Source organism: Streptomyces bauhiniae, from assembly GCF_004784475.1.
In the GTDB taxonomy this organism is placed as follows: Bacteria; Actinomycetota; Actinomycetes; order Streptomycetales; family Streptomycetaceae; genus Streptomyces; species Streptomyces seoulensis.
Map to the genome: position 1 here is coordinate 31,798 of NZ_SRRT01000009.1, position 24,839 is coordinate 56,636.

Below are 24,839 nucleotides of genomic sequence, written 5' to 3' on the forward strand. Positions count from 1 at the left end.
GGGCTACTTCGTCAACTCGGTCAGGTAGTGCGGCAGTTCGGTGCCGGGTGCCAGGTCCGCGTCGGCGAGCGGGGTCGCGTAGGTCTTCTGTACGGGGACGACTCCGGCCCAGTGCGGGAGGGTGAGGTCTTCCGGCTCGTCGTTGACGCCGCCGGTGCGGACCTTGGCCGAGACCTCCCGCAGGTCCAGCCGGATCACGGCCGTCGCCGCCAGCTCCTTGCGGTTGGCGGGGCGGGAGTCGGCCGAGCGGCCCGGCACCACCTGGTCCACCACGGCGTCCAGCGCGATCCGGCGCTCCTCGGGGTCGGTGACCTCGTACGCCACGCCGTGCACCACCACCGAGCGGTAGTTGATCGAGTGGTGGAAGGCGGAGCGGGCCAGCACCAGGCCGTCGACATGGGTGACCGTCAGGCACACCGGGAGTCCCGGATCGGCGGCGCCGGTCATCCGCAGCGGGCGCGAACCCGTGGACCCGTGCACGTACAGGCGCTCGCCGACCCGGCCGTACAGCGTGGGCAGCACCACCGGGGCGCCGTCGCGGACGAAGCCGAGGTGGCAGAGGTAGCCCTCGTCGAGTATCGCGTGCACCGACTCCCGGTCGTACGACGCCCGCTGCGGAGCCCTGGTGGGCACGGTGCGGTCGGTCGGTGCGTAGTCGGCCTGCGGTGCTGCCTGTCCGGTGCCCTGCATGGCGGCCCTCCCTGGACTGCTGAATTGCACTAGTGCATAATTAGGTTTGTGCTAGGAGAGTATCCGATTCAGGGGCGCGGCGCAGCGGAGATCGCGGCCAGCGTCGAACACGCGGTCGGCTCCGGGGAACTGCTGCCGGGCCAACCGCTGCCGCCCATGCGGGAGTTGGCGGCCAGGCTCGACGTCAATCCCAATACGGTCGCGGCCGCCTATCGCACCCTGCGCGAGCGCGGGGTGATCGAGACCGCCGGCCGCCGGGGCAGCAGGGTCCGGCCCAAGCCCGCCACCACCGGCCGCGACGAGCTGCGCCTCGACGTACCCGAGGGCGCGCGGGACCTGTCCACCGGCAACCCCGACCCGGCGCTGCTGCCCGCCCTCGGTCCGGCGCTCGCGGAGGCGGCCGCCCGCGCGGACCGCGCCCCGGCGCTGTACGGCGACGACCCGGCCGACCCGGATCTCGTCCGCGCCGCCCGTTTGGCGCTGGACGCGGACGGGGTTCCGGCCGGGCCGCTCACCCTCACCTCCGGCTCGCTCGACGCCATCGAGCGCGTCCTCGCCGCGCATCTGCGGCCCGGCGACGCGGTTGCTGTGGAGGACCCCGGCTGGGGGAGCGTGCTGGACCTGATCCCGGCGCTCGGGCTACGGCCCGTGCCCGTCGGCGTGGACGACGAGGGTCCGCTGGCCGCCGAGCTGGACGCCGCCCTGCGCTCCGGCGCCCGTGCCCTGCTCGTCACCACCCGCGCCCAGAACCCCACCGGCGCCTCGGTGAGTTCCGGCCGCGCCCGCGAACTCCGTGCCGTGCTGCGCGAACACCCCGGCACCGTGCTGATCGAGGACGACCACGGCCACGGCTTCGTCGACCTCCCGGCCCACCCCCTGGCGGGCGCCACCCCGCACTGGGCCTTCATCCGCTCCGTCTCCAAGACCTACGGCCCCGACCTCCGGCTCGCCGTCCTCGCCGGGGACACCCGCACCGTCGACCTGGTACGCGGACGCCAGCGACTCGGCCCCGGCTGGGTGAGCCACCTCCTCCAACGGGCCGTCGCCCACCTCTGGGCCGACGGCACGGTGGGCCCATCGGTGGCCGCGTCCTACAGCACGCGCCGCGGGCGTCTGCTCGACGCCCTCGCCGAGCGCGGCGTCACGGCCCACGGCCGCAGCGGCATGAACGTCTGGGTCCCGGTCCCCGACGAAACCGGCGCCGTCGCCCGCCTCCTCCAGTCCGGCTGGGCAGTGGCCCCCGGCGCCCGCTTCCGCCTGAACTCCCCACCCGCGATCCGGATCACGGTCTCGCCGCTGACGGAGGCGGACATCGTGCCGCTGGCGAAGGCGGTGGCCGCGGCGGTACGGCCGTCTCCGGCGCGGTCGTACGGGTGAGGGTGGGCGGTGCGGTGGCATGGCATGCGGGTCCGTGCCGTGCCTTCGAGCAGGAGGCGCCCGGGCGCAGGACCCCGACGGAGTTCTTCGAGCAAGGCGTCAGGCTGAGACGGGCCTCGCGCCTGACCTGGGTCGGCGGTGGGCCGTGGCCCGAGTTCTTCGAGCGGCGACGGCCAGCATGCCGCGCCGGTCGCGTGCCTAAGGCGCGGCGCGGGTCGGGCCTGGCCCGGGTCGGCGTCGACACGGCTTCTGCGAGCGGGGCGCGCTGATTCACGCTGCCCCGCGCGCCCGGCTGGGGCGACGGTGAGCCCTCCCATCCCGGCCCACGGCGCTACTTCGCCGACACCGACCGCCGCCTGACCTGCGTCAGCGCCGCCCCCGCGATCACGATCGCCGCGCCCACCGGGGTCGTCCAGTGGAGGGACTCGCCGAGGATGGTCACTCCGGCGACCGTGGCGATGACCGGGACGAAGTAGGTGACCATCTGGGCGGTGGTGGGGCCGACCTCGGCGACGAGGCCGTACTGGATGAGCATGGCGAGGCCCGTGCCGAGGGCGCCCAGGGCGGCGATCGCCAGCAAGGGCACCACCGGGAAGCTCGCCGGGACAGCGGTGAACAGCGGCGTGACCAGCGCGAGTTGGGCCGTGGCGAGGAGGAGCTGCGCGCCGGTCATCGAAAGGTGGGAGTTGGCGGTGCCGGCCAGGGTGCGGCGGACGTAGATCCAGCCGACCGGGTAGCTCAGGGAGGCAAGGAGGGCCAGGGCGGTGCCCCGGGCGTCCAGGCCGTGGAAGCCCTGCCAGGCGCCGAGGACCGTCAGGACGCCGAGGAAGCCGAGGCCGAGTCCGGCGACGCGGACGCGGGTGGGGCGGTCCTCGGAGAGGGCGACCAGGGAGAAGGCCATGCCCCACAGCGGCGAGGTGGCGTTGCAGATGCCGGCCAGCGTGGAGGGGACCGTCAGCTCGGCGAACGCGAAGAGGGAGAAGGGCAGGGCGTTCAGGAAGAACGCGGCCACCGTCAGGTGCGCCCAGGTACGGCCCCCGCGCGGCAGCCGCTCCCGCTTCACGGCCATGGCCGCCACGAGCACCAGCGTGCCGAACAGCAGGCGGCCCAGGGTGACTTGGAAGGGCGCGAACGCTCCCGTGCCCACCTTGATCAGCAGGAAGCTGAAGCCCCAGATCAGGGACAGCAGACCGAAGCGCAGCCGCCAGTCGAGCAGGCGGGGCGGGCGCGCGCGGACGGACGGCGGGGCGGCGGGGGACTGGGTCCGGGAAGGGATGACCGTGCTCATGCCGTCAAAGATGCTGGACCCAACTTCGTAGCACAATCGAGAATGCGAGCGCGATACCGTTTAGGATTGCTTACATGTTGAACCTGGAGCGCCTGCGCACCCTGCACGCCTTCGCCCGGCACGGCTCGGTCAGCGCCGCCGCCGAGGCGCTGCACGTGACCACGTCTGCGGTGTCCCAGCAGCTCGGCAAGCTGGAGCGGGAGGCCGGACAGCAACTGCTCGCCAAGAACGGGCGCGGAGTACGCCTCACCGACGCCGGACGCCTGCTGTCCGAGCACGCGGCCCGCATCCTCTCCCAGGTCGAGCTGGCCCAGTCCGACCTGGAGGCACACCGGGGCCAGGTCGCAGGGGAGCTGAGGATGTCGGCGTTCCCCACGGCCGCCCGTGGCCTCTTCCCCGCCGCGCTCGCCGACCTGCGCGGCCGGCACCCCGCCCTGCGGCTCCGCTCCTGTGAACTGGAGCCGGAACTCGGCGTCGCCGGGGTCGCGCGCGGCGACCTGGACCTCGCGGTCGTCCTCGACTGGTACAACAAGCCGATGCCGGTGCCGGACGGCCTGGTCAAGGAACCCCTGCTCGACGACCCCGCCGAGGTCGCCCTGCCCGCCGGACATCCGCTGGCCGGCCGGGACGAGGTCGACCTCGCGGAGTTCGCCGGGGACGAGTGGATCACCTGGGGCGAGGGCGAGTTCTGCCACGAGTGGCTGCTGTTCACCCTGCGCTCCAAGGGCGTCGAACCCCTCGTCGGCCACCGCGCGGGCGAGACCCACACCCAACTGGCCATGGTCGCCGCCGGGCTCGGCGTGTGCATCGCACCCCTGCTGGGCCGCGACCCCGTACCGCCCGGCGTCGTCCTGGTCCCGCTCAAACAGCAGGTACGGCGGCACGTCTACGTGCTGTGGCGCGCGGACGCCGACCGGCGGCCCTCGATCCGGGCCGCCGTGGACGCCCTGCGCGCGGCGGCCGCGCGGCTCGGCCGACCCCTCAACGCCCGCTGAGCTTGCGGAAGTCCCAGGACACGACCTTCTCCGGGGTCAGCCGGGCCCAGGCGTGCCGGCCGTCGTGCGGCATCTCGTCCATGCCGAAGTTCTTCCGCGCGAACAGCGTCTCCGCCGTGTCGAGTTCGGCGCACAGCTCCCCGGTGCGGGGCACCTCGCCCACGAACTCCACCCGCCCGGACAGCTCCGCCCCGCGCAACTGGTCGTACTCCTCACCGGAGTCGACGACGACGGCCACCCGCGCGTCGTGCCGGAGCTGGGTCCAGCGTCTGCTGCGCACCACGGAGTAGAGCCACAGCGAGGTGCCGTCCCAGACGAACCACAGCGCGCTCACGTGCGGGGTGCCGTCCGCCGAGACGGTCGCCACCCGGCAGGTGCGCTGACTGGTAAGGAACTCGTCCAGCTCGCCCGGGGTCATCATGATCTTCCGGCCCCGGCGCTGCTGCGTGACGGTCATGCGGCCCCCCTTCCCGGTCAGGCCAGCTTGATCTCGTCGCCGGACACGCTGATCTTCTGCTCGGGCAGCGGAGCCGTCGCCGGCCCCTGTTTCACGCTGCCGTCCGCCACCGAGAAGTGGCTGTTGTGACACGGGCAGACGATCACCCCGTCCGCGACGCTGCCCACCGCGCAGCCCTGGTGCGTGCACTTGGCGGAGAACGCCTTGTACGTGCCCGCGCTGGGCTGGGTGACCACCACACCCTGGTCCTTGAAGATCTTGCCGCCGCCCTCGGGGATGTCGGCCTTCTTGGCAAGAGCGTCCCCGGCGGAACCGGAGCCGGCCGCGTCCGAACCGCCCTCGTCCGAACCGCACGCCGCCAGCGCCACGGTGAGGCCGGCCGCTCCCGCCGCCGCGATCACGGTACGCCGGTCCGGTCCGGCAGTGGGTCGGGGCGTTGCGCTGGTCATGGGGCGTTTCCTTCCGCCGGGGATGAGCGTTCCTGATCCGTCCAGGGGTACGGCCCCGTGGCACCTGACGTTCACCGACGGCCCCGATCCTCGCCGCCCGGGCATGAGGAGGGCGTAAACGCCGGGCCCGGCTCAACTCTCCGCGAGCGGCGCCCAGGTGTGCACCCAGGCCAGCAACTCCGGTGTGTGCAGCGCCGGTACCCACAGGTCGGCCCGGTGCGCGTCGTCGCCGTCCGGCCGGGGACCGACGCCCAGCACGCGCAGCCGGGCGCGGCGGGCCGACTCCACGCCGGTCAGCGAGTCCTCGACGGCCAGCGCCTCCTCCGGGCCCACCCCGCAGAGCTTCGCCGCCGTCTCGTACACGTCCGGCCACGGCTTGGGGCGGACCGTGCCGGTGTCGCCGGCCGGGGTCGCGGAGGGGACGACGAGGTGCGCGAAGTGGGCGCGCAGCCCGGCCCGTTCGAGGCTCGCCTCCACCACCTCCGCGGGGCAGTTGCTCGCCACGGCGAGGGGGAGCCTGCCGGAGAGCAGCCGGACGAGGTCGACGGCGCCCGGCATCGTCACCGGGTCGTCCGCGACGAGGTCGAGGAAGTGGTGGAGGAGGGCCGCCGTCAGGTCGGTGGTCAGCTCCGGCTTGTGCACCGCCTCGGCCATCAGCCGCCCGCAGTCGGCGTAGTGCACCCCCTTGGCCTGGTCGGCGAAGCCCGGCGGCGCCTGGAGGCCGAAGCCCCGGAAGGCCCGGCCGCGGGCCTCCTGCCAGTGGCGTTCGCTGTCCATCAGCGTGCCGTCGCAGTCGAAGACGACGGCCTTGGGGGACCAACCCAGCAGATGATGGCCCGTGGTGGACACAATGACCTCCCTGGAACGGGCATTCCCGGCATAGCTCGGGAAACGGAAACATCGTGGCCGCTACGTTATTTACACGCACAGAGTGAGGAAATGGCTACAAAGAGTTATCGACGGTGAGGGGTTTCGGGGTGTATGCGCACCCGGAGCGACGAGATGCGGAAGTGGTCACCGGGGTCGCCAACGGCATTGTGCGAAAGCACAGTTGAGGCATGTTCACCACAGGGTCGGCCCCGATGCACGAAGGCCGCCGTTCCACCGGCGAAGCACCGAAACGGTGGGGTTGCGCACCCTTTACCACTCGCAGGCGTTCATCCTCGAAAGAAATGCGCAATTACCGCGCGAGTGTGGTTGCCGCTTGCTCCCGGCGCACGCGGGCGCACTACATTCTTCGGCGTCGGGAACGTTGAGCGAGGGTGGACGGGACGTTGCAGGAACGGGCCAGGGCAACGCGCCGATCACTCCTGGAGGCGGCTGCCTCCCTCTTCGCCGAGCGCGGGTACGCCGGCACCAGCGTCAACGACATAAGCAGCAGGTCGGGGCGGACGAGCGGGGCCGTGTACTTCCACTACGCGAGCAAGGAGGGCATCGCCCTCGCGGTCGTCCGGGACCGCTTCGCCACCTGGCCCGAACTCGCCGACCGGTATACGAACGACGCGGTCCCGCCGATGGACCGGCTCGTCGCGCTGAGCTACGACATCGCCAAGGCCCTCGCCGAGGACCCCGTGACGCGCGGGGGCGCCAGGCTCTGGGCCGAGCGCGAGGTCATCAACGCCACGCTGCCCGACCCCTTCGCCCTCTGGACCGCCGCCACCACCCGCCTGCTGGCCCAGGCGCGGGCCACCGGCCAACTGGCCCCGCACATCCGCCCGGCCCCCACCGCCCGCGCCCTGGTGCGCGCCTTCTTCGGCCTCTGCTCGCTGACCGAGGCACTGGAGGGCACCGCCACCATCACCGCCCGGCTGGCCGAGTGGTGGCACCTCACCCTGCCGTCCCTCCAGGCGGCGCCGAAGCGCTGAGGCGGACCGGCAGTTCCCGCACGCTGTTCCCGACGAAACTCGCGTGACGCGGCAAGTCCTCTTCCGGCGCGGCGAGTTCGAGGTCCGGGAAGCGGGCGAACAGCCGCTCCAGCGCGACCGTCGCCTCCAGCCGGGCCAGCGGAGCGCCCAGGCAGTAGTGGGCGCCGTGCCCCAGCGACAGATGGCGCACCGCGTCGGCGCGGGCCGGGCGGGTGACGTCGAAGTGGTCGGCATCCGGGCCGTGCGCCGCCTTGTCGCGTCCGGCGGCGGAGTAGCCGGCCAGGACCGGGGTGCCCGCCGGGATCGTCGTACCGCCGATGCCGAGGTCCCGTACCGGGTAGCGGAACGGGAAGTAGCTCACCGGGGAGTCCCAGCGCAGGGTCTCCTCCACGACGTCGGCCCAGCTCGCGGCCCCGGAACGGACCAGGCCGAGCTGGTCGCGGTGGGTGCACAGGGCCCGCACGGCGTTGGTGATCAGGTTCAGGGTGGTCTCGTGCCCGGCCACGATCAGCAGCACCAGCGTGCCGATCAGCTCCTCCTGCCCGAGCCGGTCGCCGCCCCCGTCGCGCGCGGCGATGAGGGCACTGGTCAGGTCGTCGCCGGGGTGCGCGGCCTTGCTCGCGGCCATCTCGCCCAGTACGGCGACGAGTTCGCGGTTGGCGGCGAGCGCGGCCTCCGGCCCGATGTCGGTCGCCACCACCTGATTGCTGAGCCGGTGCAGACGGTCGCGGAACCGCTCCTGCACGCCGAGGAGTTCACAGATGACGCCCATCGGCAGCGGGAGCGCGAAGCGCTGCCGGAGGTCGACGACACCGTCCGCCGCCGCGAGGTCGTCCAGCAGTGCGTCGGTCAACTCCTCGACGCGCGGCCGGAGTCCGTCCACCCGGCGCGGGGTGAAGGCCCGGCTGACCAGGGAGCGCAACCGCCGGTGGTCCGTGCCGTCGGCCGTGGTCATGCCGCGCACGGTGGCGAACGTCAGCAGTGGCCAGCCCGGTGCGATCCGGCCCTCGTGCAGCGCCTTGAAGTGCCGTACGTCCTTGGCGACTTCGGGATGCGGGAGGAACTCCCGCAGCGCGTCGTGGCCCAGCACGGCCACCCCCTCGATCCCGCCCGGCAGTTCGACGGGTGCCACCGCGCCGAGGGCCAGCAGCCGGGCGTTGTCGGCGTGCGGGCAGCCCCCGGCGGGGTCGAGCCGGTGCGGGGCTGCGGAGGGCGACGTCTCCATGGTGCTCCTTACGACCGGGAGGGGGGCGCCGCCGATCGTAGGGGCGGCGGGTCAGCCGAGGTAGTGGGCGCGGCCGTCGTCGTCCAGCTCGACGGGGCCGTCGGGGATGACGCAGAACTCGTTGCCCTCCGGGTCCGCCATCACCAGGAACCCGCCCTCGTCGTACTCCGTCAGCCGGCGCCCGCCGAGTGCCTCGATACGCCGCTGCTCGGCGGCCGGGTCGGCGGCGGTGACGTCGAAGTGGACGCGGTTCTTGCCCGACTTGGGACCGTCCGCCCGCTGGAACCCGATCCCCAGGCCGTCCTCGCGCCGGAGCCAGACGTAGGGGCCCGTGCGGCCCACGACCGGTCTGCCGAGCAGCTCGGACCAGAACGCGGCGAGCGACTCGGGATCGGCGGCGTCGACGATGAGGGCGTTGATCCGCAGCGGAGTGTTCGTCATGCGCCGATCCTGCCAGCAGGCGCCGGAACAGGGGCCGGGGCGGGCCGTCGTACGCGAGATAGCCTGGGCAAATGCTGACCGAAGTCACCGCCACCCGGTTCGTCACGCCCCTGCGTGAGGGCGGCTCGCTGCCGGGGCTCGTCGAGGCCGACGATCTCGGGTTGTACGTCCTGAAGTTCACCGGCGCCGGGCAGGGCCGCAAGACCCTGGTCGCCGAAGTCGTCTGCGGCGAACTCGCCCGGCGCCTCGGCTTCCGGGTGCCCGGACTCGTGACCGTCGGGCTGGACCCCGTGCTCGGCCTCGGCGAACCCGAGCGGCAGGTGCAGGACCTGCTCCGGGCGAGCGGGGGCGCCAACCTCGGCATGGACTTCCTCTCCGGTGCCCTCGGCTACGACCCGCTCGCCTTCCCCGTCGACCCCGGGGAGGCGGGCCGGATCGTGTGGTTCGACGCGCTGGTCAACAATGTCGACCGCTCCTGGCGCAACCCCAACCTCCTGGTGCAGGGAGGCGGGCTGTGGCTCATCGATCACGGCGCCACCATGATCTGGCACCACAACTGGCCCTCTGTGGACGCCTCCGCCGCCCGGCCCTACGACGCGGCCGACCACGCCCTCGCCCGCTTCGCCCCCGACGTCACCGCCGCCGCGGCCGACCTGGCCCCCCTGGTCACCGAGGAACTGCTCGCCGAGGTCACCGCCCAGATCCCCGACGCCTGGCTGGCCGGCGAACCCGGCTTCGACACCCCCGACGACCTGCGCCGTGCCTACGCGCGTCCGCTGCTCGCCCGCGCGGGCACCGTCCACGAACGCATCGAGGGTCTCAAGGAGAGCAAGTGAGCGAGCACCACATTCACATGGCCGGAAGTGTGGTCGAGCGCCACATCATCCGCGGCGGCCAGGGCGGCGACCGCGAGGTCTACGAGTACGCCCTGCTGCGGGTCGTCCCCCGCGTCGAGCGCGGCGAGCGGATCAACGCGGGTGTGATCGTCTACTGCCGTGCCCGTGGCTACGTCGGCGCCCGCACCCACCTGGACGAGACCCGGCTGCTCGCGCTCGATCCGGACGCGGATGTCGCCGGGGTGCGGGCCGCGCTCGGCGCGGTGGAGCGGATCTGCGCGGGCGGGGACGAGGCCGGGCAGGCGGCCGGTGACGACGCCGGGCGGCGTTTCCGCTGGCTGATCGCGCCCCGCTCCACCATCGTGCGGCCCGGACCGGTGCACACCGGGCTGACCGCCGACCCGGTGGCCGAGACGGAGCGGCTGCTGGACCTCCTGGTGAGGTAATGGATCACACCGCCCGGTGTCCCGTTGACACCGCGTGCCAGGGCTTCTAGCGTCACGGGTGCTGAAGGTACTAAGCGGTCGCTCACCGCACGGCGGGTCCGGTCCGGACCGGCCGGGTTCTCTCAAGGGCGAGGAGAAGCAGCAATGTCCACCACTGAACAGCGGGTCGCGGTAGTCACCGGCGCGGCGCGCGGCATCGGCGCCGCCACCGCCGTCCGGCTGGCCGCCGAGGGTCACGCCGTCGCCGTCGTCGACCTGGACGAGGCCGCCTGCAAGGACACCGTCGAGAAGATCACCGCGGCGGGCGGCAAGGCCCTCGCGGTCGGCGCCGACGTCTCCGACGAGGCGCAGGTCGAGGCCGCCGTCGCGCGGATCGCGGAGGAGCTGGGCGCGCCGGTCATCCTGGTCAACAACGCCGGTGTGCTCCGCGACAACCTGCTGTTCAAGATGAGCGTGTCCGACTGGGACACCGTGCTCGGCGTGCACCTGCGCGGCTCGTTCCTGATGACCAAGGCCGTGCAGAAGCACATGGTGGACGCGGGCTTCGGCCGGGTCGTCAACCTGTCCTCGTCCTCCGCGCTCGGCAACCGCGGCCAGGCCAACTACTCGGCCGCCAAGGCGGGTCTCCAGGGCTTCACCAAGACCCTCGCCATCGAGCTGGGCAAGTTCGGCATCACCGCCAACGCCGTCGCCCCGGGCTTCATCGCCACCGAGATGACCAAGGCCACCGCCGACCGTGTGGGCATGGGCTTCGACGACTTCAAGAAGGCCGCCGCCACCCAGATCCCGGTCCAGCGCGTCGGCGAGCCCGAGGACATCGCCAACGCCATCGCCTTCTTCACCGGCGAGGCGGCCGGCTTCGTCTCCGGCCAGGTGCTGTACGTCGCGGGCGGACCGCTCGACTAGCCGGTCCGATCCGACGAACGAACCCTGGAGCACACGGACATGACTGAACTCCCCGCACTCTCCGGCAAGGCCGCGCTCGTCACGGGCGCCAGCCGGGGCATCGGCTACGGCGTCGCGGAGGCCCTGGTGGCACGCGGTGACCGCGTGGTCATCACCGGCCGCAACGAGGAGGCGCTGAAGGAGGCCGTCGAGCGGCTCGGCGCCGACCGCGTCATCGGCGTCGCCGGCAAGGCCCACGACCTCGCCCACCAGACCGAGGCCGTCGAACGCGCCATGGAGGCGTTCGGCCGCGTCGACTACCTGGTCAACAACGCGGGCACCAACCCGGTCTTCGGCCCCATCGCCGACGTCGACCTGGACGTGGCCCGCAAGGTCTTCGAGACCAACGTGATCTCGGCGCTCGGCTTCGCCCAGAAGACCTGGCACGCCTGGCAGCGGGAGAACGGCGGCGCGATCGTCAACATCGCCTCCGTCGCCGGCCTCGCGCCCTCGCCGTTCATCGGCGCGTACGGCGTGAGCAAGGCCGCGATGATCAACCTGACCCAGCAGCTCGCGCACGAGTTCGCGCCCAAGGTGCGGGTCAACGCGATCGCCCCGGCGGTCGTGAAGACCAAGTTCGCCGAGGCGCTGTACGAGGGCCGGGAGGCGGAGGCGGCCGCCGCCTACCCGCTCGGCCGGCTCGGCGTCCCCTCCGACATCGGCGGGGCCGCGGCCTTCCTCACCTCCGCGCAGTCCGACTGGGTCACCGGTCAGACGCTCGTCGTGGACGGCGGCATCTTCCTCAACGCCGGGGTGGGCTGACCCCGCGCGACCACGGGCGCCGTTCTCCTCCAGAGGGGAGCGGCGCCCGTACGCGTTTCAGGCGGGTCCGCCCCATGACAACGTAGTCATCCGAAATCGATCAACAACCCATGTTTCAGGGGAGGTTCAGGAGGTCCAGGGCTGCGGTATGGTCTGCCGACCTTGGTACGGCGGATCGAGGAGCGAGCGCGTGTTCAAGCGGAACAGAGTCCGGCGCAGGGTCGCGGCGGCCGTGTCCCTGACCTCCCTCATCACCCTGCTGCCCGGCTGCGGACTGCTCTCCGACGGCGGCCCGGACGACAGCAGCCCGATCGTGGTGGGGACGACCAGCGCGCCCAGCACCCTGGACCCGGCGGGCGCCTGGGACGGCTCCTGGGAACTGTTCCGCAACGTCTACCAGACCCTCCTGGCCTACCCGAACGGCGCGACCACCCCGCAGCCGGACGCCGCCGAGAGCTGCTCCTTCACCGACTCCACCAGCCGCACCTACCGCTGCCGGCTGCGCGCCGGGCTGGAGTTCGCCGACGGCCACCCGCTCGACGCCGAGGCCGTCCGACACTCCATCGACCGCATCCGCACCATCAACGCCCCGAGCGGCCCCGCCGGACTGCTGGAGGGGCTGGACCGGGTGGAGACCACCGGCACGCGGGAGATCGTCTTCCATCTCAAGAAGCCCGACGCCACCTTCCCGTTCGTGCTCGCCACCCCCGCCATGTCCCTCGTCGACCCGCGCGAGTACCCCGCCAACTCGCTGCGCAAGGACGGCAATGTGCACGGCTCGGGCCCGTACCGCCTGGAGTCCTACGACGAGGGCAAGCAGGCCGTGCTGGTGCGCAACGACCGGTACGAAGGGTTCGCCGAGCGGGAGAACAAGGCGGTGACCATCCGGTATTTCCAGGACTCCGCCGCGATGGTCGGGGCGCTGCGCGACAAGAGCATCGACGTCACCTACCGGGGACTCGCCGCCAACGACATCCTCACCCTCCAGCAGCAGTCCCCGGCCGGGCTGCAACTGGTCGACGGCACCGGTACCGACATCAGCTACCTGGTGTTCAACCCCAAGGACCGCTGGGCCGGGAACGCCGCCGTGCGCAAGGCCATAGCCCAGGTCGTGGACCGCGGCGCCATCGCCCACAAGGTGTACCGGGACACCGTCGAACCGCTGTACTCGATGGTCCCCAAGGGCCTCACCGGCCACGCCACCTCCTACTTCGACCGCTTCGGCGAGCCCAGCGCCGGCAAGGCCCGCGCCATCCTCGCCGAGGCGGGCGTCAAGCAGCGGGTCCCGCTCACCTTCTGGTACACCTCCGACCGCTACGGCTCCGAGACCGGCGTGATGTTCCGGGAGCTGAAGCGGCAGCTGGAGGACTCCGGGCTGTTCACCATCACCCTGCGCGCCCGCCCCTGGAAGACCTATGTCACCGGCTACCAGAAGGGGGAGTACCCGGTGTTCGGGCGGGGCTGGTTCCCGGACTTCCCCGACGCGGACAACTTCATCGCGCCCTTCGTCGGCGAGCACAACGCGCTCGGCACCCCGTACGCGAGCAAGAAGATCACCGGTGAGCTGCTGCCCCGGTCGCGGGCGCAGGGGAACCGGGCCGAGGTGGTGAAGGACCTGACCGCCGCCCAGCGGATCATGGTGGACGACGCCCGGCTGATCCCGCTCTGGCAGGGGCGCCAGTACATCGCCGCGAGCCAGGACATCTCCGGGGGCGAGCGTGCCCTCGACCCGTCGACGATCATGATGATGTGGGAGCTGAACCGGAAGACGAGCTGGTGAGCGGCCTGCCGTCGGCGTTGTCAGTGGTCGCCTGTAGGTTCTGAAGCCTTGGAAGTGACCGCCGATCGTTAGGGACACCGACGTGACCGACATCGCCATGCTGCCCGAGTCCTGGCAGGGCGTTCTGGGCGACGAACTCCAGCAGCCCTACTTCAAGGAGCTGACGGAGTTCGTCGAGGAGGAGCGGGCGAAGGGTCCCGTCTACCCGCCGCGCGAGGAGGTCTTCGCGGCGCTCGACGCGACGCCGTACGACAAGGTCAAGGTGCTCGTGCTCGGCCAGGACCCGTACCACGGCGAGGGCCAGGGGCACGGGCTGTGCTTCTCGGTGCGGCCCGGTGTGAAGACCCCGCCGTCGCTGCGGAACATCTACAAGGAGATGCGCGAGGAGCTGGACCTGCCCGTCCCGGACAACGGCTATCTGATGCCGTGGGCCGAACAGGGCGTCCTGCTGCTCAACGCGGTGCTCACCGTGCGCGCCGGCGAGGCCAACTCGCACAAGGGCAAGGGCTGGGAGAAGTTCACGGACGCGGTGATCCGCGCGGTGGCCTCCCGTCCCGACCCGGCGGTGTTCGTGCTGTGGGGCAACTACGCCCAGAAGAAGCTGCCGCTGATCGACGAGACGCGGCACGTGGTGGTCAAAGGCGCGCATCCCTCGCCGCTGTCCGCGAAGAAGTTCTTCGGCTCGCGGCCCTTCACCCAGATCGACGAGGCCGTCGCCGCGCAGGGCCACGAGCCGATCGACTGGCGCATCCCCGACCTGGGCTGACCGGGGACCGGCCAGGCGGTCTCACCGTTCCGTTCGGGGCCGCCTGCCCGGTATCGCCGCCGGCTGCGGTTAGCGTCATGGGCGGACGGCCGACGAGCGGCCGGATGACGGGTCCGGAGGGCGCGATGGCGGAGCGACAGGAGCAGACGGCGCCCGATGCCCTGCTCACCCGGATCGGGCAGATCGTCATGCTGCACCGGGGCGGTGACCGCGAGGAGGCCCGGCGCCGGCTGCTGGAGCTGTGGGCCGAGACGGCGGAGTCCGGCGAGGCGCTGCACCGCTGCACCCTCGCCCACTACCTGGCCGACACCCAGGACGACCCGGCGGACGAACTCGCCTGGGACCTCAGGGCGTTGTCGGCGGCCGACGAGCTGACCGACGGCCGTCCCGGCGCCGACCCCGCGAGCGTGCGCGGCTTCTACCCCTCGCTGCACCTCAGCCTCGCGGCCGACTACCTCAAGCTGGACCGCGCCGACGCCGCCCGCAGCCACCTGCGCCGCGCCCGCCGCGCGGCCGACACCCTCCCCGACGACGGCTACGGCACCGGCGTCCGGGCCGCGATCACCCGCATGGAACTCCGCCTCCCCGACACCGGCCCCGCCGAGGGCGACGGATGGGGCCCGCCGAGACAGCGCCCGACCCGCTAACGCCCGTACGCCCGCTCGCAGATCGTCGACTGCGGGCTGTTCTTGGGCCAGCCGCCGTACTTCTTGCCCAGCGCGCACACGTTCGGGATCTGCGGCACCGCGCGGGGCGCGTGCGGGGTGTCGGCGCGCGGGCGGTCCGGGTACGCCCGGCGCGGAGCGGGGACGACGGGGGTGCGCCGGGGCTCGGGCACGGCGGCGGGCGCCGAGCGGTGCGGCTTGCCGGCGCTGGGGGAGGGGCCGGTCCGCTCCAGCGACTCCTGGCCGGGCTCCTGGTCCATGCGGGGCAGCGCGCTCCCGTCCGGCCGGGCCGCCGCCGCCCGCGAGGGCGGGCCGCCCGGCCCCGAAGCGGGCACCGCCGGCCCGTGCACGGTCATACACCCGGTCAGAGTCGTGACGGCCACCAGCAGTGCCGCGGCAGACGAAGTTCGATCCACCCGCCCACTCTGCGCAGCCCCGCGCCCGCCATCCACCACCGACGTGCCCGCGATGCCCCACACGGGTGATCTCTCGCCCCACGGGGAGGGCGTGGCGCGGACGCAGGGTGACGCGCGCTCAGTGCCCGAGCATGCCCCGCAGCAACTCCCGCAGCCCGGTCCGCACTTCCGTAAGGCCCGGCGGCCGGCTGCTGAAGGTGCCGACCGCGCAGCTGAACATCAGGCCGTCCGCCCAGGCGATGAGGGAGAGGACATGGCGCTCGGGGGCGGGGGAGCCCGCCGCGCGGAGCAGGGTGGTCAGGTGGTCCCGGAAGACGGCGCCGGTGGCGTCGTAGTAGGCGCGCAGCTCGGGGCGGCGGGTGGCCTCCAGGGCGAGTTCGTAGCGGGCGATCAGGAGGGGGCGGCCCTCGGTGAGGGAGCGGTGGACCGCCGTGGCGAGGCCGTCGGCCAGGGCGTCCGGCCCGCCCGCCGGGTCGGGCATCCCGGCCGGGACCAGCAGGTGGGCCTCGCGCTCGGCGTGCCGGCGGACGGCCAGTTCGAGGAGGGCCTGGCGGGTGCGGGCCACGTTGGAGGTGGAGCCCGGGGGCAGCCCGGCCGCCTCGTCCACGGCCCGGTGCGTCAGGCCGCGCATACCCCGCTCGGCGAGCAGGGCGAGGGCGGCGTCGGCGACGAGGTCGGCGCGGGACGGGCTGGGTGCGGACATGGGGCGACCCTATCCGGGAGCGGTGGGGCCCGAGCGGGGCTGGTGGTGAGCACTACGGGCGTAGTACGGTGAAAGTCCACTACAGGAGTAGTCCCCCAGGAGACCCACGGAGGAGTCATGACGAAGGCGGCGCGGGCGCTGGTCATCGGCGGCGGCATCGGGGGTCTCACCGCGGCGGCGGCCCTGCACCGGCGCGGCTGGGAGGTCACCGTGCTGGAGCGGGCGCCCTCGCTGGAGCCGGTCGGCGCCGCCATCTCGCTCGCGCCCAACGCCCTGCGCGCGCTGGACACCCTCGGCATCGGCGACGAGATCCGCGACCTGGCCGCCTGGCAGGGCGAGGGCGGACTCCGTACCCCCGGCGGCCGCTGGCTGGCCAGGTCCGACCCCGAGGCACTGGCCGCGCGCTTCGGCGGTCCCCTCGTGCTGCTGCCCCGCACCACGCTGGTCGGCCGCCTCGCCGCCCTCCTCCCGCCCGGCACCGTCCGCACGGCGTCCCCCGCCACCCTCGCCGACCCCGGCGGCACGCACCGGCCCGCCCAAGTGGCCGTAGACAACGAGGTGTTGGAGGCCGACCTGGTGATCGGCGCCGACGGCGTCAACTCCCGTGTCCGCGCAGCCCTGTTCCCCGCCCACCCCGGCGCGGTGTACGCCGGCTTCACCACCTGGCGCCTCCTGATCCCGGTTCCCGGCGCGCGGTTCGCCTCGCACGAGACCTGGGGCCGGGGCCACATCTGGGGCACCCACCCGCTCAAGGACGGCCGGGTCTACGCCTACGCGGCCGCCACCGCCCCCGCCGGACACCGTGCCCCGGACGACGAGAAGGCCGAGCTGCTGCGCCGGTACGGCGACTGGCACGACCCGGTCCCCGCCGTGCTCGCCGCCGCCCGCCCCGAGGACGTGCTCCGCCACGACGTCCACCACATCGCCGACCCGCTGCCCGCCTTCCACTCCGGCCGCGTCGCCCTCCTCGGGGACGCCGCGCACGCCATGCCGCCGACCCTCGGCCAGGGCGGCAACCAGGCCGTCGAGGACGCCGTCGTGCTCGCCCACCACGGCGCCGGCCTCGCGGCGTACACCGAGGCGCGGCTCCCGCGCACCACCGGCATCGCCCGCCAGGCCGTCCGGGCGGCCCGCCTCAACATGGCGGGCGGCCGCGCGGCCGTCGCCGTCCGTGACACCGCCGTGGCCGCCCTCGCCAAGGCCGCGCCCACGCTGCTGCTGCGCTCCTTCGACGGCATCGCCGACTGGCGCCCGCCGTATGCTTCCGGGGACGTCAACGCGGGACAGCGGTAGGGAGAACACAGGTGAAGGTCGGCTGCATCGGACTCGGCGACATCGCGCGGAAGGCGTATCTGCCGGTCCTCGGCACACAGCCCGGACTCGACCTCCACCTCCAGACCCGCACCCCCGCCACCCTCGCCGCCGTGGGCGACTCGCTGCACCTGCCCGCCGGGCAGCGGCACGAGACGCTGGACTCGCTGCTGGACGCCGGTCTCGACGCGGCCTTCGTGCACGCGCCCACCGCCGTCCACCCGGAGATCGTCACCAGGCTCCTGGAGGCGGGTGTCCCCACGTACGTCGACAAGCCGCTCGCCTATGAACTCACCGATTCCCAGAAGCTGGTGGAGCTGGCCGAGCGCCAGAGCGTGCCGCTCTTCGTCGGCTTCAACCGGCGGTACGCCCCCGCCTACGCGCAGGTCCTGGAGCACCCGCGCGACCTGATCCTGCTCCAGAAGAACCGGGTCGGCCTCCCCGAGGAACCGCGCTTGATGGTCCTGGACGACTTCATCCACGTCGTGGACACCCTGCGCTTCCTGGTCCCCGGCCCGGTGGACGATGTCACGGTGCGGGTGCGTACCGAGGACGGGCTGCTCCATCACGTCGTGCTCCAGCTCTCCGGCGACGGCTTCACCGCGCTCGGCGTGATGAACCGGCTCAGCGGCTCGGCCGAGGAGATCCTGGAGGTCTCCGGGCAGGACACCAAGCGCCAGGTGATCAACCTCGCCGAGGTGATCGACCACAAGGGCCAGCCCACCGTGCGCCGCCGGGGCGACTGGGTCCCGGTGTCCCGGCAGCGTGGCATCGAGGGCGCCGTCCTCACCTTCCTCGACGCGGTCCGCGCGGGCGAACCGCTCAGCGCACGGGACGCGCTGGCGACTCACGAGCTGTGCGAGCGCGTGGTACGAGCGGCTCAGGGCCGGTCCGGCGCGGCCTGAGCGTCCGTACGCCCTCCGTCACGCCGAGCACCGCCAGCACCAGCAGCGCGCCGTCCACCGGCCAGTCGCCGTGCCGGACGTACGGGGTGACGCCGTGGGCCAGCGGTACGTCGTACACGCGGGCGGCGCTCGCGCCGGTGCCGAGGCGGGGGCCGACGCGTTCGCCGTCCGGGCCGTAGACCGCCGAGACGCCGGTCAGGGTGGCGTGGACCATCGGGCGGCCGGTCTCGGCGGCCCGCAGCGCGGCCAGCGAGGCGTGCTGGTCGGGGGCCCAGCTTTGCTGGAAGGAGGAGGTGGCGGACTGGCCGAGGAGCAGGTCGGCGCCGTCCTCGGTGAGGTGGCGGCCCATGTCGGGGAACGCGGTCTCGAAGCAGACCAGCGGGCCGATACGCAGGCGCCCGGCGTCCATCACGACCTGCTCCGTGCCCCGGTGCCGGTCCTCGCCCGCCGCCTTGCCGACCGAGGTGGCCCAGCCGAGCAGGGCGCGGGCCGGTATGTACTCACCGAAGGGGACCAGGCGCATCTTGTCGTACCGGTCGCCGGTGGGGCCGTCGGGGCCGATCAGGACCGAACTCTTGTAGATGCCGGGGCGGTCGGAGCGGCGGGCGTCGACGTTCACCAGGATCTCGGCGCCGGTCTGCCGGGAGAGGGCGGCGATCCTGCGGGCCAGGTCGGGTCGGTCGCCGAGGTCGTGGCCGACGCTGCTCTCGCCCCAGACGATCAGGTCGACGTCCCGCCCTGCCAACTGCCGGGTCAGCGCCTCCTCCCGGGCGAACCGCTGGTCCGGGCCGTCGTACACGCCCGGCTGGACGACCGCGATCCGTGCCCGTCCGTCCACGTCCGCGCGCGGGGCCCAGGCGTACGCGGCGCTCGTCGCGGCGGCCGTGGCGATCAGAGAGGCCACGGCGGGGACGCGAGAGGCGGGGACCGAAATCAGCACCGCCAGCGCGACGTTGACGGCTACCACCAGGAAGCTGAGCAGCCAGACCCCGCCCACCGAGGCGAGGCGCAGCGCCGGGCCGACCTGCCACTGGGTGGAGCCGAGCATGCCCCAGGGGCCGCCGAGACCCTGCCAGGAGCGGACCAGTTCCACCGCCAGCCAGGCCGAGGGGAGGACGAGCAGGGCGGCGAAGGCGCGGGCGGGGGAGGGGGTGCCGCCCAGGAAGCGGCGCACCAGCCAGCCCCACGGGGCCCACAGCGCGCCCAGCAGGGCGGCTATCAGGAAGATGAACACATGCAGGCTCGGCAGCAGCCAATGGTGCACGGCCAGCATGAACCCGAGCCCGCCGCACCAGCCGTCGAGCGCGGCCCGGCGTGCGGTCGGCGCGGTACGGGCCAGCGCGATCCACGGGACGAGGGCCACGTACGCGAACCACCACAGCGCGGGCGCCGGGAACGCGAGCACGGGCAGCGCGCCCGCGAGGGCAGCGGCGCCGGAACGAGGCCAGGGGGAGTCCAGCAGCCGGCCGAACGACCTCGTGCTCCTCATCCGGAGTCTCCCTCCCCAGGGCCCTCACCTCCCAGTGTGCGCGCCTCCTGCGATCTACGACAGGGGATATTGGGTGGCAGAAGGGGCTCCGGGTGGCCGAATCTGGTCCCATGATCGACCAACCCACCGCCCCCGAACCGAAGTTCCGCATCCGCGCGGCCCATACGCCCACCACGATCACGATGTACCAGGCGTACCGGCCCGAGATCGGCGTGCCCGCCGCCCGCGCCGGACGCTTCCCGGCCGCGTGGAGCCGGTCCCGGATGACGTGGATCAAGCCGTCGTTCCTCTGGATGATGTACCGCTGCGGCTGGGGGGCCAAGGAGGGTCAGGAGACCGTCCTCGCCGTGGAGATCACGCGCACCGGCTTCGAGTGGGCGCTGCGGAACGCCTGCCTCTCCCACCACGTCCCCGCCCTGCACGGCACCCCGGCCGACTTCAGGCGGACCCTCCGCGAGGCGCCGGCGCGCGTGCAGTGGGACCCGGAGCGGGACCTGCACCTCAACCCCCTGCCCCACCGCTCCCTCCAGCTCGGCCTCACCGGAGAGGCGGCCGCGCGCTATGCGGACGAGTGGATCGTGGGCATCCGGGACGTGACCCCGCTGGCGCGGGAGATCCACGGCGCGGTACGGGCCGGGCGGCTGCAAGAGGCGGGCACGCTGCTGCCGGCGGAGTCGCCGTACCCCGTCCCGGAGGGGCTGCTGACTCACCTCGGCGCGTAGATCAGCGGGGCGCGGTGCCCGCACTACGCTGGCGACCATGATTCGCGCTGCGGTCTTCGATGTCGGTGAGTGTCTGGTGGACGAGACGACGGAGTACGGGACCTGGGCCGACTGGCTGGGCGTACCCCGGCACACGTTCTCGGCGGTGTTCGGGGCGGTGGTGGCCCAGGGGCGGGATCACCGCGAGGTCTTCGAGGCGTTCCGGCCCGGCTTCGACCTGGCGGCGGAGCGGGAGCTGCGGGCCGACGCCGGGATGCCGGAGGTGTTCGGCGAGTCCGACGTGTACGACGACGTCCGCGACACCCTGGCCACCCTCCGCGCGGACGGCCTCTGGCTCGGCATCGCCGGCAACCAGGACGCCCACGCCGCCCGCCTCCTGCGCGAACTCTTCGCCACGGACGTCGACCTGATCGGCACCTCGGCCGACTGGGGCACCGCCAAGCCCGACCCCGCCTTCTTCTCCCGCCTGACCTCCCTGGTCCCCGCGGAACCGGACGAGATCCTCTACGTCGGCGACCGCCTCGACAACGACATCCGCCCCGCGGCAGCGGCCGGCCTCCACACAGCCCTCCTCCACCGCGGCCCCTGGTCCCGACTCACCTGGCCCACAAAGGAAGCCCACCGCCTCCCCTTGTTCCGCATCGAAAGCCTGCTGGAACTGTCGGGCTTGATCAGGGAGTTCAACAGCGGCAGTCGCTGAACCCCGTCGTCATGCGTGCTCCTCCTCGTAGGACCACGCCCCGATGATCCAGGGATCGTCGGCGGAGCGCCGCGTGGCGACATGGCCCAGCGGGAGATCGGCCAGGGCCGCCAGGGACGGGTCATGGGCCAGGACGTGCGCCAGGTGGACGAGATGCGAAGCGCCCGTTTCGTTCGGGTCATGGGGGTCGTCACCGATGAGCCAGTCGCCCTCGTCGTCATGGATCACGACGAGGGCGGGGAAGCGGCCTTCCGAGACGGTCTTCTGCACGATGGCGAACCCGGGCAGCGGAGGCATGGCTCAGCCCGCCGACTCCGCCGCGTGCGGGCTCAGGACGCCCGCGGTGACCAGGGCGATGATGATGATGCCCAGGGCGACTCGGTAGTAGACAAAAGGCATGAAGCTCTTGTTGGAGATCCACTTCATGAACCACGCGATTACCGCATATCCGGACGCAAAAGCAATCACCGTGGCGAAGAGGGTCGGGCCCCACGCCACCTCGCTGTTCTCGCCCAGGGAGTGCTTCACCTCGAAGACGCCGGAGGCGAGGACGGCCGGGATGGCGAGGAGGAAGGAGTAGCGGGCGGCGGCTTCGCGCTTGTAGCCCATGAAGAGGCCGCCGCTGATGGTGGCGCCGGAGCGGGAGACGCCCGGGATGAGGGCGCACGCCTGGCAGAGGCCGAAGATCAGGCCGTCGCGGATGCCGAGGTCTTTCAGGGTCTTGCGCTGCTGAGGGCTGCGGTGCCGGCCGCCGGACTCGTCGCGGGCCGCCATCCGGTCGGCGATTCCTATGATCACGCCGACCACGATCAGCATGGTCGCGGTGATCCGGAGGTCGCGGAACGGCCCCTCGATCTGGTCCTTCAGCGTCACGCCGAGCACGCCGATCGGGATCGAGCCGACGATCACCAGCCAGCCCATCTGCGCGTCGTGGTCACCCCGCATCGACTTGTCGAACAGCGAGCGGAACCAGGACGAGATGATCCGCCCGATGTCCTTGCGGAAGTAGATGAGGACCGCCGCCTCCGTACCGATCTGCGTGATCGCGGTGAAGGCCGCGCCGGGGTCCTGCCAGCCGGAGAAGGCTGCGGTCAGCCGCAGATGCGCGCTGGAGGAGACGGGCAGGAACTCGGTGAGTCCCTGGACGAGTCCGAGGACGAGGGATTCGAACCAAGACATGGAGGTGTGGCGTCCAAGCGCTGGGGAGCGTAGGGGTGATCATGCGACGCAGGGCAGCGTAGCGGGCGCCGAAGGCAAAGCCTTCACAGGGGGTTGGTCATGCGATGGTCATGAACGCCGGGAGGCCGGGGCGGGTACCAGGGCGGACCGGACGGTGGCGTCAACGTGCGCGCAGGTGGTGCCGCTTGCGCCAGGCCAGCACCGTACCGGCCAGCGCGGGCAGCCCGATCACGGCCAGCGCGATCAGGAAGGCGGGGGAGGTGGGCGCGGAGGCGCGGGCACCGGCGACGGCGTACGCGGCCGTGTTCGGGATCGAGCCCAGCGCGGTGGCGAGCAGGAACGGCAGCGTACGCATCCGGGAGACGGCCGCGCAGTAGTTGGCCGCCCAGAACGGGACCCCGGGGAACAGCCGGGCCGCCAGCATCGAGCGGAACCCGTGCCGGCTGAGCTGCCCGTCGGCCGCCTTCAGCCAGCGCCCGCGCAGCAGCGGACGGAGCGCGTCCTGCCCGAGCGCCCGCCCGAGCCCGAACGCCAGTCCGGCGCCCAGCACCGTGCCCGCCAGCGCCGAGGTCAGCCCCAGGGTGGAGCCGAACAGCGCGCCCGCCGCCAGGTTGAGCAGGGGGCGCGGGACGAACGCCACCGTGCACAGCCCGTACGCCAGCGCGAAGACCCCGGCCGCCGCGAACCCGCCGAGCTGCGGCGGCCAGCCCTCGGTGAGAAGGCGCTGCGGGTCGAAGACCAGGACGGCGGTGGCGGCGGCCGCGAGCAGGGTGAGCAGCAGGGCGAGACGGAGATACGCGGACGGCCAAGCGCGCACGGCAGGACCGGCGGGGGTGACGGGGGTGAGGGGCACGGCTGGGGTGGGCCTCAGGACTACGGCCGGGGGAACGGCCGTGGCGGTGCCCCCAGAGCGGGTGGTGGCATCGGGCATTCGGCGACAGTAACCGACCAGGGGGTGTGATCGGCGTATGGTCCACGGCCGTTGACGCTCCGACGGCCACGGAAAACCGTTCGACGTGGGACGACGCGTCCGCCATGATCTGCGTCATGTTCCGGTACGCCTTCCTCGCCGCCTCCGCCCTCGCGGACGCGCCGAAGGCTGCCGTCCTCGTCCTCGTGGCAGCCGTCGACGGCGCCCGAAGCTGACCCTCTCCGGAAAGTCCGGCGGACCCCGCGAGGGGAGGGTCGGCGGATTCCAGGGGTCCCGGCGCTCCCAGCGCTCTTCACGCCTCACCAGGACCACGAGGGACAGCCATGCCCAAGACGGCATACGTGCGCACCAAGCCGCACCTGAACATCGGCACCATGGGCCACGTCGACCACGGCAAGACCACCCTGACCGCCGCCATCACCAAGGTGCTCGCCGAGCGCGGCACCGGCACGTTCGTGCCGTTCGACCGCATCGACCGGGCCCCGGAGGAGGCGGCGCGCGGCATCACCATCAACATCGCGCACGTCGAGTACGAGACGGACACTCGGCACTACGCCCATGTCGACATGCCCGGCCACGCGGACTACGTCAAGAACATGGTGACCGGCGCCGCCCAGCTCGACGGCGCGATTCTGGTCGTCTCCGCGCTGGACGGGATCATGCCGCAGACCGCCGAACACGTGCTGCTCGCCCGGCAGGTGGGGGTCGACCACCTGGTGGTCGCGCTCAACAAGGCCGACGCGGGGGACGAGGAGCTGGCCGACCTGGTCGAGCTGGAGGTGCGCGAACTGCTCACCGCCCAGGGGTATCCGGGGGAGTCGGTACCCGTCGTCCGGGTCTCCGGGCTCAAGGCGCTTGCGGGCGACCCCCGTTGGACGGCCTCCGTGGAGGCGCTGCTCGACGCGGTCGACACCTACGTGCCGATGCCCGAGCGGTACCTGGACGCGCCGTTCCTGCTCCCGGTGGAGAACGTGCTCACCATCACCGGGCGCGGGACCGTCGTCACCGGCGCGGTCGAGCGGGGGACGCTGCGCGTGGGGGACCGGGTGGAGGTGCTCGGCGCCGGGGTGGAGAGCGTGGTCACCGGGCTGGAGACCTTCGGCAAGCCGATGCCGGAGGCGCAGGCCGGGGACAACGTGGCGATCCTGCTGCGCGGGGTGCCGCGCGACGCGGTCCGGCGCGGGCATGTCGTCGCGGCGCCGGGCAGTGTGGTGCCGAGCCGGCGGTTCACCGCGCGGGTGTACGTGCTCGCCGGCGCCGAGGGCGGGCGCAGCAAGCCGCTGTCCACGGGGTACCGGCCGCAGTTCTACGTCCGTACGGCGGACGTGGCCGGGGACGTCGACCTCGGCGAGGCGGGGGTCGCCCGGCCCGGCGAGACGGTGGAGATGACCGTGGAGCTGGACCGGGAGGTGCCGCTGGAGCCGGGGCTCGGGTTCGCCATCCGCGAGGGCGGCCGGACCGTGGGCGCGGGGACGGTCACCTCGGTCGGCTGAGCG

Annotated in this window: 28 protein-coding genes; 15 read left to right on the forward strand and 13 right to left on the reverse strand. The window is 72.8% G+C overall.

What is annotated here, in order from left to right; genetic code table 11:
- Positions 1-3: 3 nt before the first annotated feature.
- Positions 4-690: a pyridoxamine 5'-phosphate oxidase family protein gene (locus E5083_RS27295; RefSeq protein WP_135788342.1), complete on the reverse strand. Its 687-nt coding sequence runs from the start codon at positions 688-690 to the stop codon at positions 4-6.
- Positions 691-738: 48 nt separating this feature from the next.
- On the opposite strand from E5083_RS27295, the gene E5083_RS27300 reads away from it, so the two are divergent.
- Positions 739-2,067: an aminotransferase class I/II-fold pyridoxal phosphate-dependent enzyme gene (locus E5083_RS27300; protein WP_135788343.1), complete on the forward strand. Its 1,329-nt coding sequence runs from the start codon at positions 739-741 to the stop codon at positions 2,065-2,067.
- A gap of 331 nt (positions 2,068-2,398) precedes the next feature.
- Here the strand turns inward: E5083_RS27300 and E5083_RS27305 are convergent, their stop codons facing one another.
- Entirely contained in the window at positions 2,399-3,355 is a 957-nt protein-coding gene (locus E5083_RS27305; protein WP_208754167.1) for a DMT family transporter, read from the reverse strand.
- Between the two features lie 74 nt (positions 3,356-3,429).
- Here E5083_RS27305 and E5083_RS27310 point away from each other — a divergent pair, with 74 nt between their 5' ends.
- The gene (locus E5083_RS27310) at positions 3,430-4,350 is read left to right on the forward strand and encodes a LysR family transcriptional regulator (RefSeq protein ID WP_135788345.1); all 921 of its coding nucleotides are present in this window, start codon (positions 3,430-3,432) and stop codon (positions 4,348-4,350) included.
- On the opposite strand, the gene E5083_RS27315 is transcribed toward E5083_RS27310, so the two are convergent.
- The 3 genes from E5083_RS27315 to E5083_RS27325 all read right to left on the reverse strand — a co-directional run bounded on the left by E5083_RS27315 (position 4,337) and on the right by E5083_RS27325 (position 6,105).
- The gene (locus E5083_RS27315; RefSeq protein WP_031181965.1) at positions 4,337-4,807 is read right to left on the reverse strand and encodes a pyridoxamine 5'-phosphate oxidase family protein; all 471 of its coding nucleotides are present in this window, start codon (positions 4,805-4,807) and stop codon (positions 4,337-4,339) included. The two genes, E5083_RS27310 and E5083_RS27315, sit on opposite strands and share 14 nt — an antisense overlap.
- A 17-nt stretch (positions 4,808-4,824) precedes the next feature.
- Complete coding sequence (locus E5083_RS27320) at positions 4,825-5,256, reverse strand: Rieske (2Fe-2S) protein (protein ID WP_135788346.1); 432 nt, start codon at positions 5,254-5,256, stop codon at positions 4,825-4,827.
- 132 nt (positions 5,257-5,388) lie between these two features.
- Positions 5,389-6,105, reverse strand: coding sequence for an HAD family hydrolase (locus E5083_RS27325; protein ID WP_135788347.1), 717 nt, complete (start codon positions 6,103-6,105; stop codon positions 5,389-5,391).
- Positions 6,106-6,518: 413 nt separating this feature from the next.
- On the opposite strand from E5083_RS27325, the gene E5083_RS27330 reads away from it, so the two are divergent.
- On the forward strand, positions 6,519-7,121 hold the full coding sequence (locus E5083_RS27330) for a ScbR family autoregulator-binding transcription factor (RefSeq protein WP_208754168.1): 603 nt from the start codon (positions 6,519-6,521) through the stop codon (positions 7,119-7,121).
- On the opposite strand, the gene E5083_RS27335 is transcribed toward E5083_RS27330, so the two are convergent.
- Both E5083_RS27335 and E5083_RS27340 read right to left on the reverse strand, forming a co-directional pair.
- On the reverse strand, positions 7,084-8,346 hold the full coding sequence (locus E5083_RS27335) for a cytochrome P450 family protein (protein ID WP_135788348.1): 1,263 nt from the start codon (positions 8,344-8,346) through the stop codon (positions 7,084-7,086). The two genes, E5083_RS27330 and E5083_RS27335, sit on opposite strands and share 38 nt — an antisense overlap.
- 51 nt (positions 8,347-8,397) lie before the next feature.
- On the reverse strand, positions 8,398-8,787 hold the full coding sequence (locus tag E5083_RS27340) for a VOC family protein (protein ID WP_135788349.1): 390 nt from the start codon (positions 8,785-8,787) through the stop codon (positions 8,398-8,400).
- Positions 8,788-8,858: 71 nt separating this feature from the next.
- Between E5083_RS27340 and E5083_RS27345 the strand changes: the two genes are divergently transcribed.
- From E5083_RS27345 to E5083_RS27375, 7 genes are all read left to right on the forward strand, one after another.
- Positions 8,859-9,623, forward strand: coding sequence for a HipA family kinase (locus tag E5083_RS27345; RefSeq protein WP_135788350.1), 765 nt, complete (start codon positions 8,859-8,861; stop codon positions 9,621-9,623).
- Positions 9,620-10,069, forward strand: a complete 450-nt coding sequence (locus E5083_RS27350) for a DUF3037 domain-containing protein (protein WP_135788351.1) — start codon at positions 9,620-9,622, stop codon at positions 10,067-10,069. The genes E5083_RS27345 and E5083_RS27350 overlap by 4 nt, the downstream gene beginning before the upstream one ends.
- A gap of 144 nt (positions 10,070-10,213) precedes the next feature.
- Positions 10,214-10,975 (forward strand): 3-oxoacyl-ACP reductase FabG, encoded by a 762-nt coding sequence (fabG, locus tag E5083_RS27355; protein WP_135788352.1) that lies wholly within the window; start codon positions 10,214-10,216, stop codon positions 10,973-10,975.
- A gap of 39 nt (positions 10,976-11,014) precedes the next feature.
- The gene (locus E5083_RS27360) at positions 11,015-11,776 is read left to right on the forward strand and encodes an SDR family oxidoreductase (RefSeq protein WP_135788353.1); all 762 of its coding nucleotides are present in this window, start codon (positions 11,015-11,017) and stop codon (positions 11,774-11,776) included.
- Positions 11,777-11,966: 190 nt separating this feature from the next.
- Entirely contained in the window at positions 11,967-13,556 is a 1,590-nt protein-coding gene (locus tag E5083_RS27365; RefSeq protein ID WP_135788354.1) for an ABC transporter substrate-binding protein, read from the forward strand.
- Positions 13,557-13,638: 82 nt separating this feature from the next.
- The gene (ung, locus tag E5083_RS27370; protein ID WP_135788355.1) at positions 13,639-14,322 is read left to right on the forward strand and encodes a uracil-DNA glycosylase; all 684 of its coding nucleotides are present in this window, start codon (positions 13,639-13,641) and stop codon (positions 14,320-14,322) included.
- 125 nt (positions 14,323-14,447) lie between these two features.
- A complete protein-coding gene (locus E5083_RS27375) occupies positions 14,448-14,969 on the forward strand; it encodes a hypothetical protein (RefSeq protein WP_135788356.1) in 522 nt (173 codons plus the stop codon).
- Here E5083_RS27375 and E5083_RS27380 read toward each other — a convergent pair.
- Both E5083_RS27380 and E5083_RS27385 read right to left on the reverse strand, forming a co-directional pair.
- Entirely contained in the window at positions 14,966-15,343 is a 378-nt protein-coding gene (locus E5083_RS27380) for a hypothetical protein (protein WP_244317669.1), read from the reverse strand. The genes E5083_RS27375 and E5083_RS27380 overlap by 4 nt on opposite strands.
- A gap of 178 nt (positions 15,344-15,521) precedes the next feature.
- Positions 15,522-16,106 carry a TetR/AcrR family transcriptional regulator gene (locus E5083_RS27385; RefSeq protein WP_135788357.1) on the reverse strand — a complete coding sequence of 195 codons (585 nt, stop codon included), beginning with the start codon at positions 16,104-16,106 and terminating at the stop codon, positions 15,522-15,524.
- A gap of 117 nt (positions 16,107-16,223) precedes the next feature.
- Between E5083_RS27385 and E5083_RS27390 the strand changes: the two genes are divergently transcribed.
- Positions 16,224-17,399 carry an FAD-dependent oxidoreductase gene (locus E5083_RS27390; RefSeq protein ID WP_135788358.1) on the forward strand — a complete coding sequence of 392 codons (1,176 nt, stop codon included), beginning with the start codon at positions 16,224-16,226 and terminating at the stop codon, positions 17,397-17,399.
- Between the two features lie 11 nt (positions 17,400-17,410).
- Entirely contained in the window at positions 17,411-18,322 is a 912-nt protein-coding gene (locus E5083_RS27395) for a Gfo/Idh/MocA family protein (RefSeq protein WP_135788359.1), read from the forward strand.
- Here the strand turns inward: E5083_RS27395 and lnt are convergent.
- A complete protein-coding gene (gene lnt, locus E5083_RS27400; protein ID WP_135788360.1) occupies positions 18,240-19,811 on the reverse strand; it encodes an apolipoprotein N-acyltransferase in 1,572 nt (523 codons plus the stop codon). The genes E5083_RS27395 and lnt overlap by 83 nt on opposite strands.
- Positions 19,812-19,921: 110 nt before the next feature.
- On the opposite strand from lnt, the gene E5083_RS27405 reads away from it, so the two are divergent.
- Both E5083_RS27405 and E5083_RS27410 read left to right on the forward strand, forming a co-directional pair.
- Positions 19,922-20,533 carry a DUF4291 domain-containing protein gene (locus E5083_RS27405; protein ID WP_135788361.1) on the forward strand — a complete coding sequence of 204 codons (612 nt, stop codon included), beginning with the start codon at positions 19,922-19,924 and terminating at the stop codon, positions 20,531-20,533.
- 37 nt (positions 20,534-20,570) lie between these two features.
- On the forward strand, positions 20,571-21,233 hold the full coding sequence (locus E5083_RS27410; RefSeq protein ID WP_135788362.1) for an HAD family hydrolase: 663 nt from the start codon (positions 20,571-20,573) through the stop codon (positions 21,231-21,233).
- A 9-nt stretch (positions 21,234-21,242) separates the two neighbouring features.
- On the opposite strand, the gene E5083_RS27415 is transcribed toward E5083_RS27410, so the two are convergent.
- The 3 genes from E5083_RS27415 to E5083_RS27425 form a co-directional block, all read right to left on the reverse strand.
- Entirely contained in the window at positions 21,243-21,530 is a 288-nt protein-coding gene (locus E5083_RS27415) for a hypothetical protein (protein WP_135788363.1), read from the reverse strand.
- 3 nt (positions 21,531-21,533) lie between these two features.
- On the reverse strand, positions 21,534-22,412 hold the full coding sequence (locus E5083_RS27420) for an undecaprenyl-diphosphate phosphatase (protein ID WP_135788364.1): 879 nt from the start codon (positions 22,410-22,412) through the stop codon (positions 21,534-21,536).
- A gap of 160 nt (positions 22,413-22,572) precedes the next feature.
- Positions 22,573-23,343: a TVP38/TMEM64 family protein gene (locus E5083_RS27425; protein ID WP_135788365.1), complete on the reverse strand. Its 771-nt coding sequence runs from the start codon at positions 23,341-23,343 to the stop codon at positions 22,573-22,575.
- A gap of 323 nt (positions 23,344-23,666) precedes the next feature.
- On the opposite strand from E5083_RS27425, the gene tuf reads away from it, so the two are divergent.
- Positions 23,667-24,836 carry an elongation factor Tu gene (gene tuf, locus E5083_RS27430; RefSeq protein ID WP_135788366.1) on the forward strand — a complete coding sequence of 390 codons (1,170 nt, stop codon included), beginning with the start codon at positions 23,667-23,669 and terminating at the stop codon, positions 24,834-24,836.
- Positions 24,837-24,839: the final 3 nt, after the last annotated feature.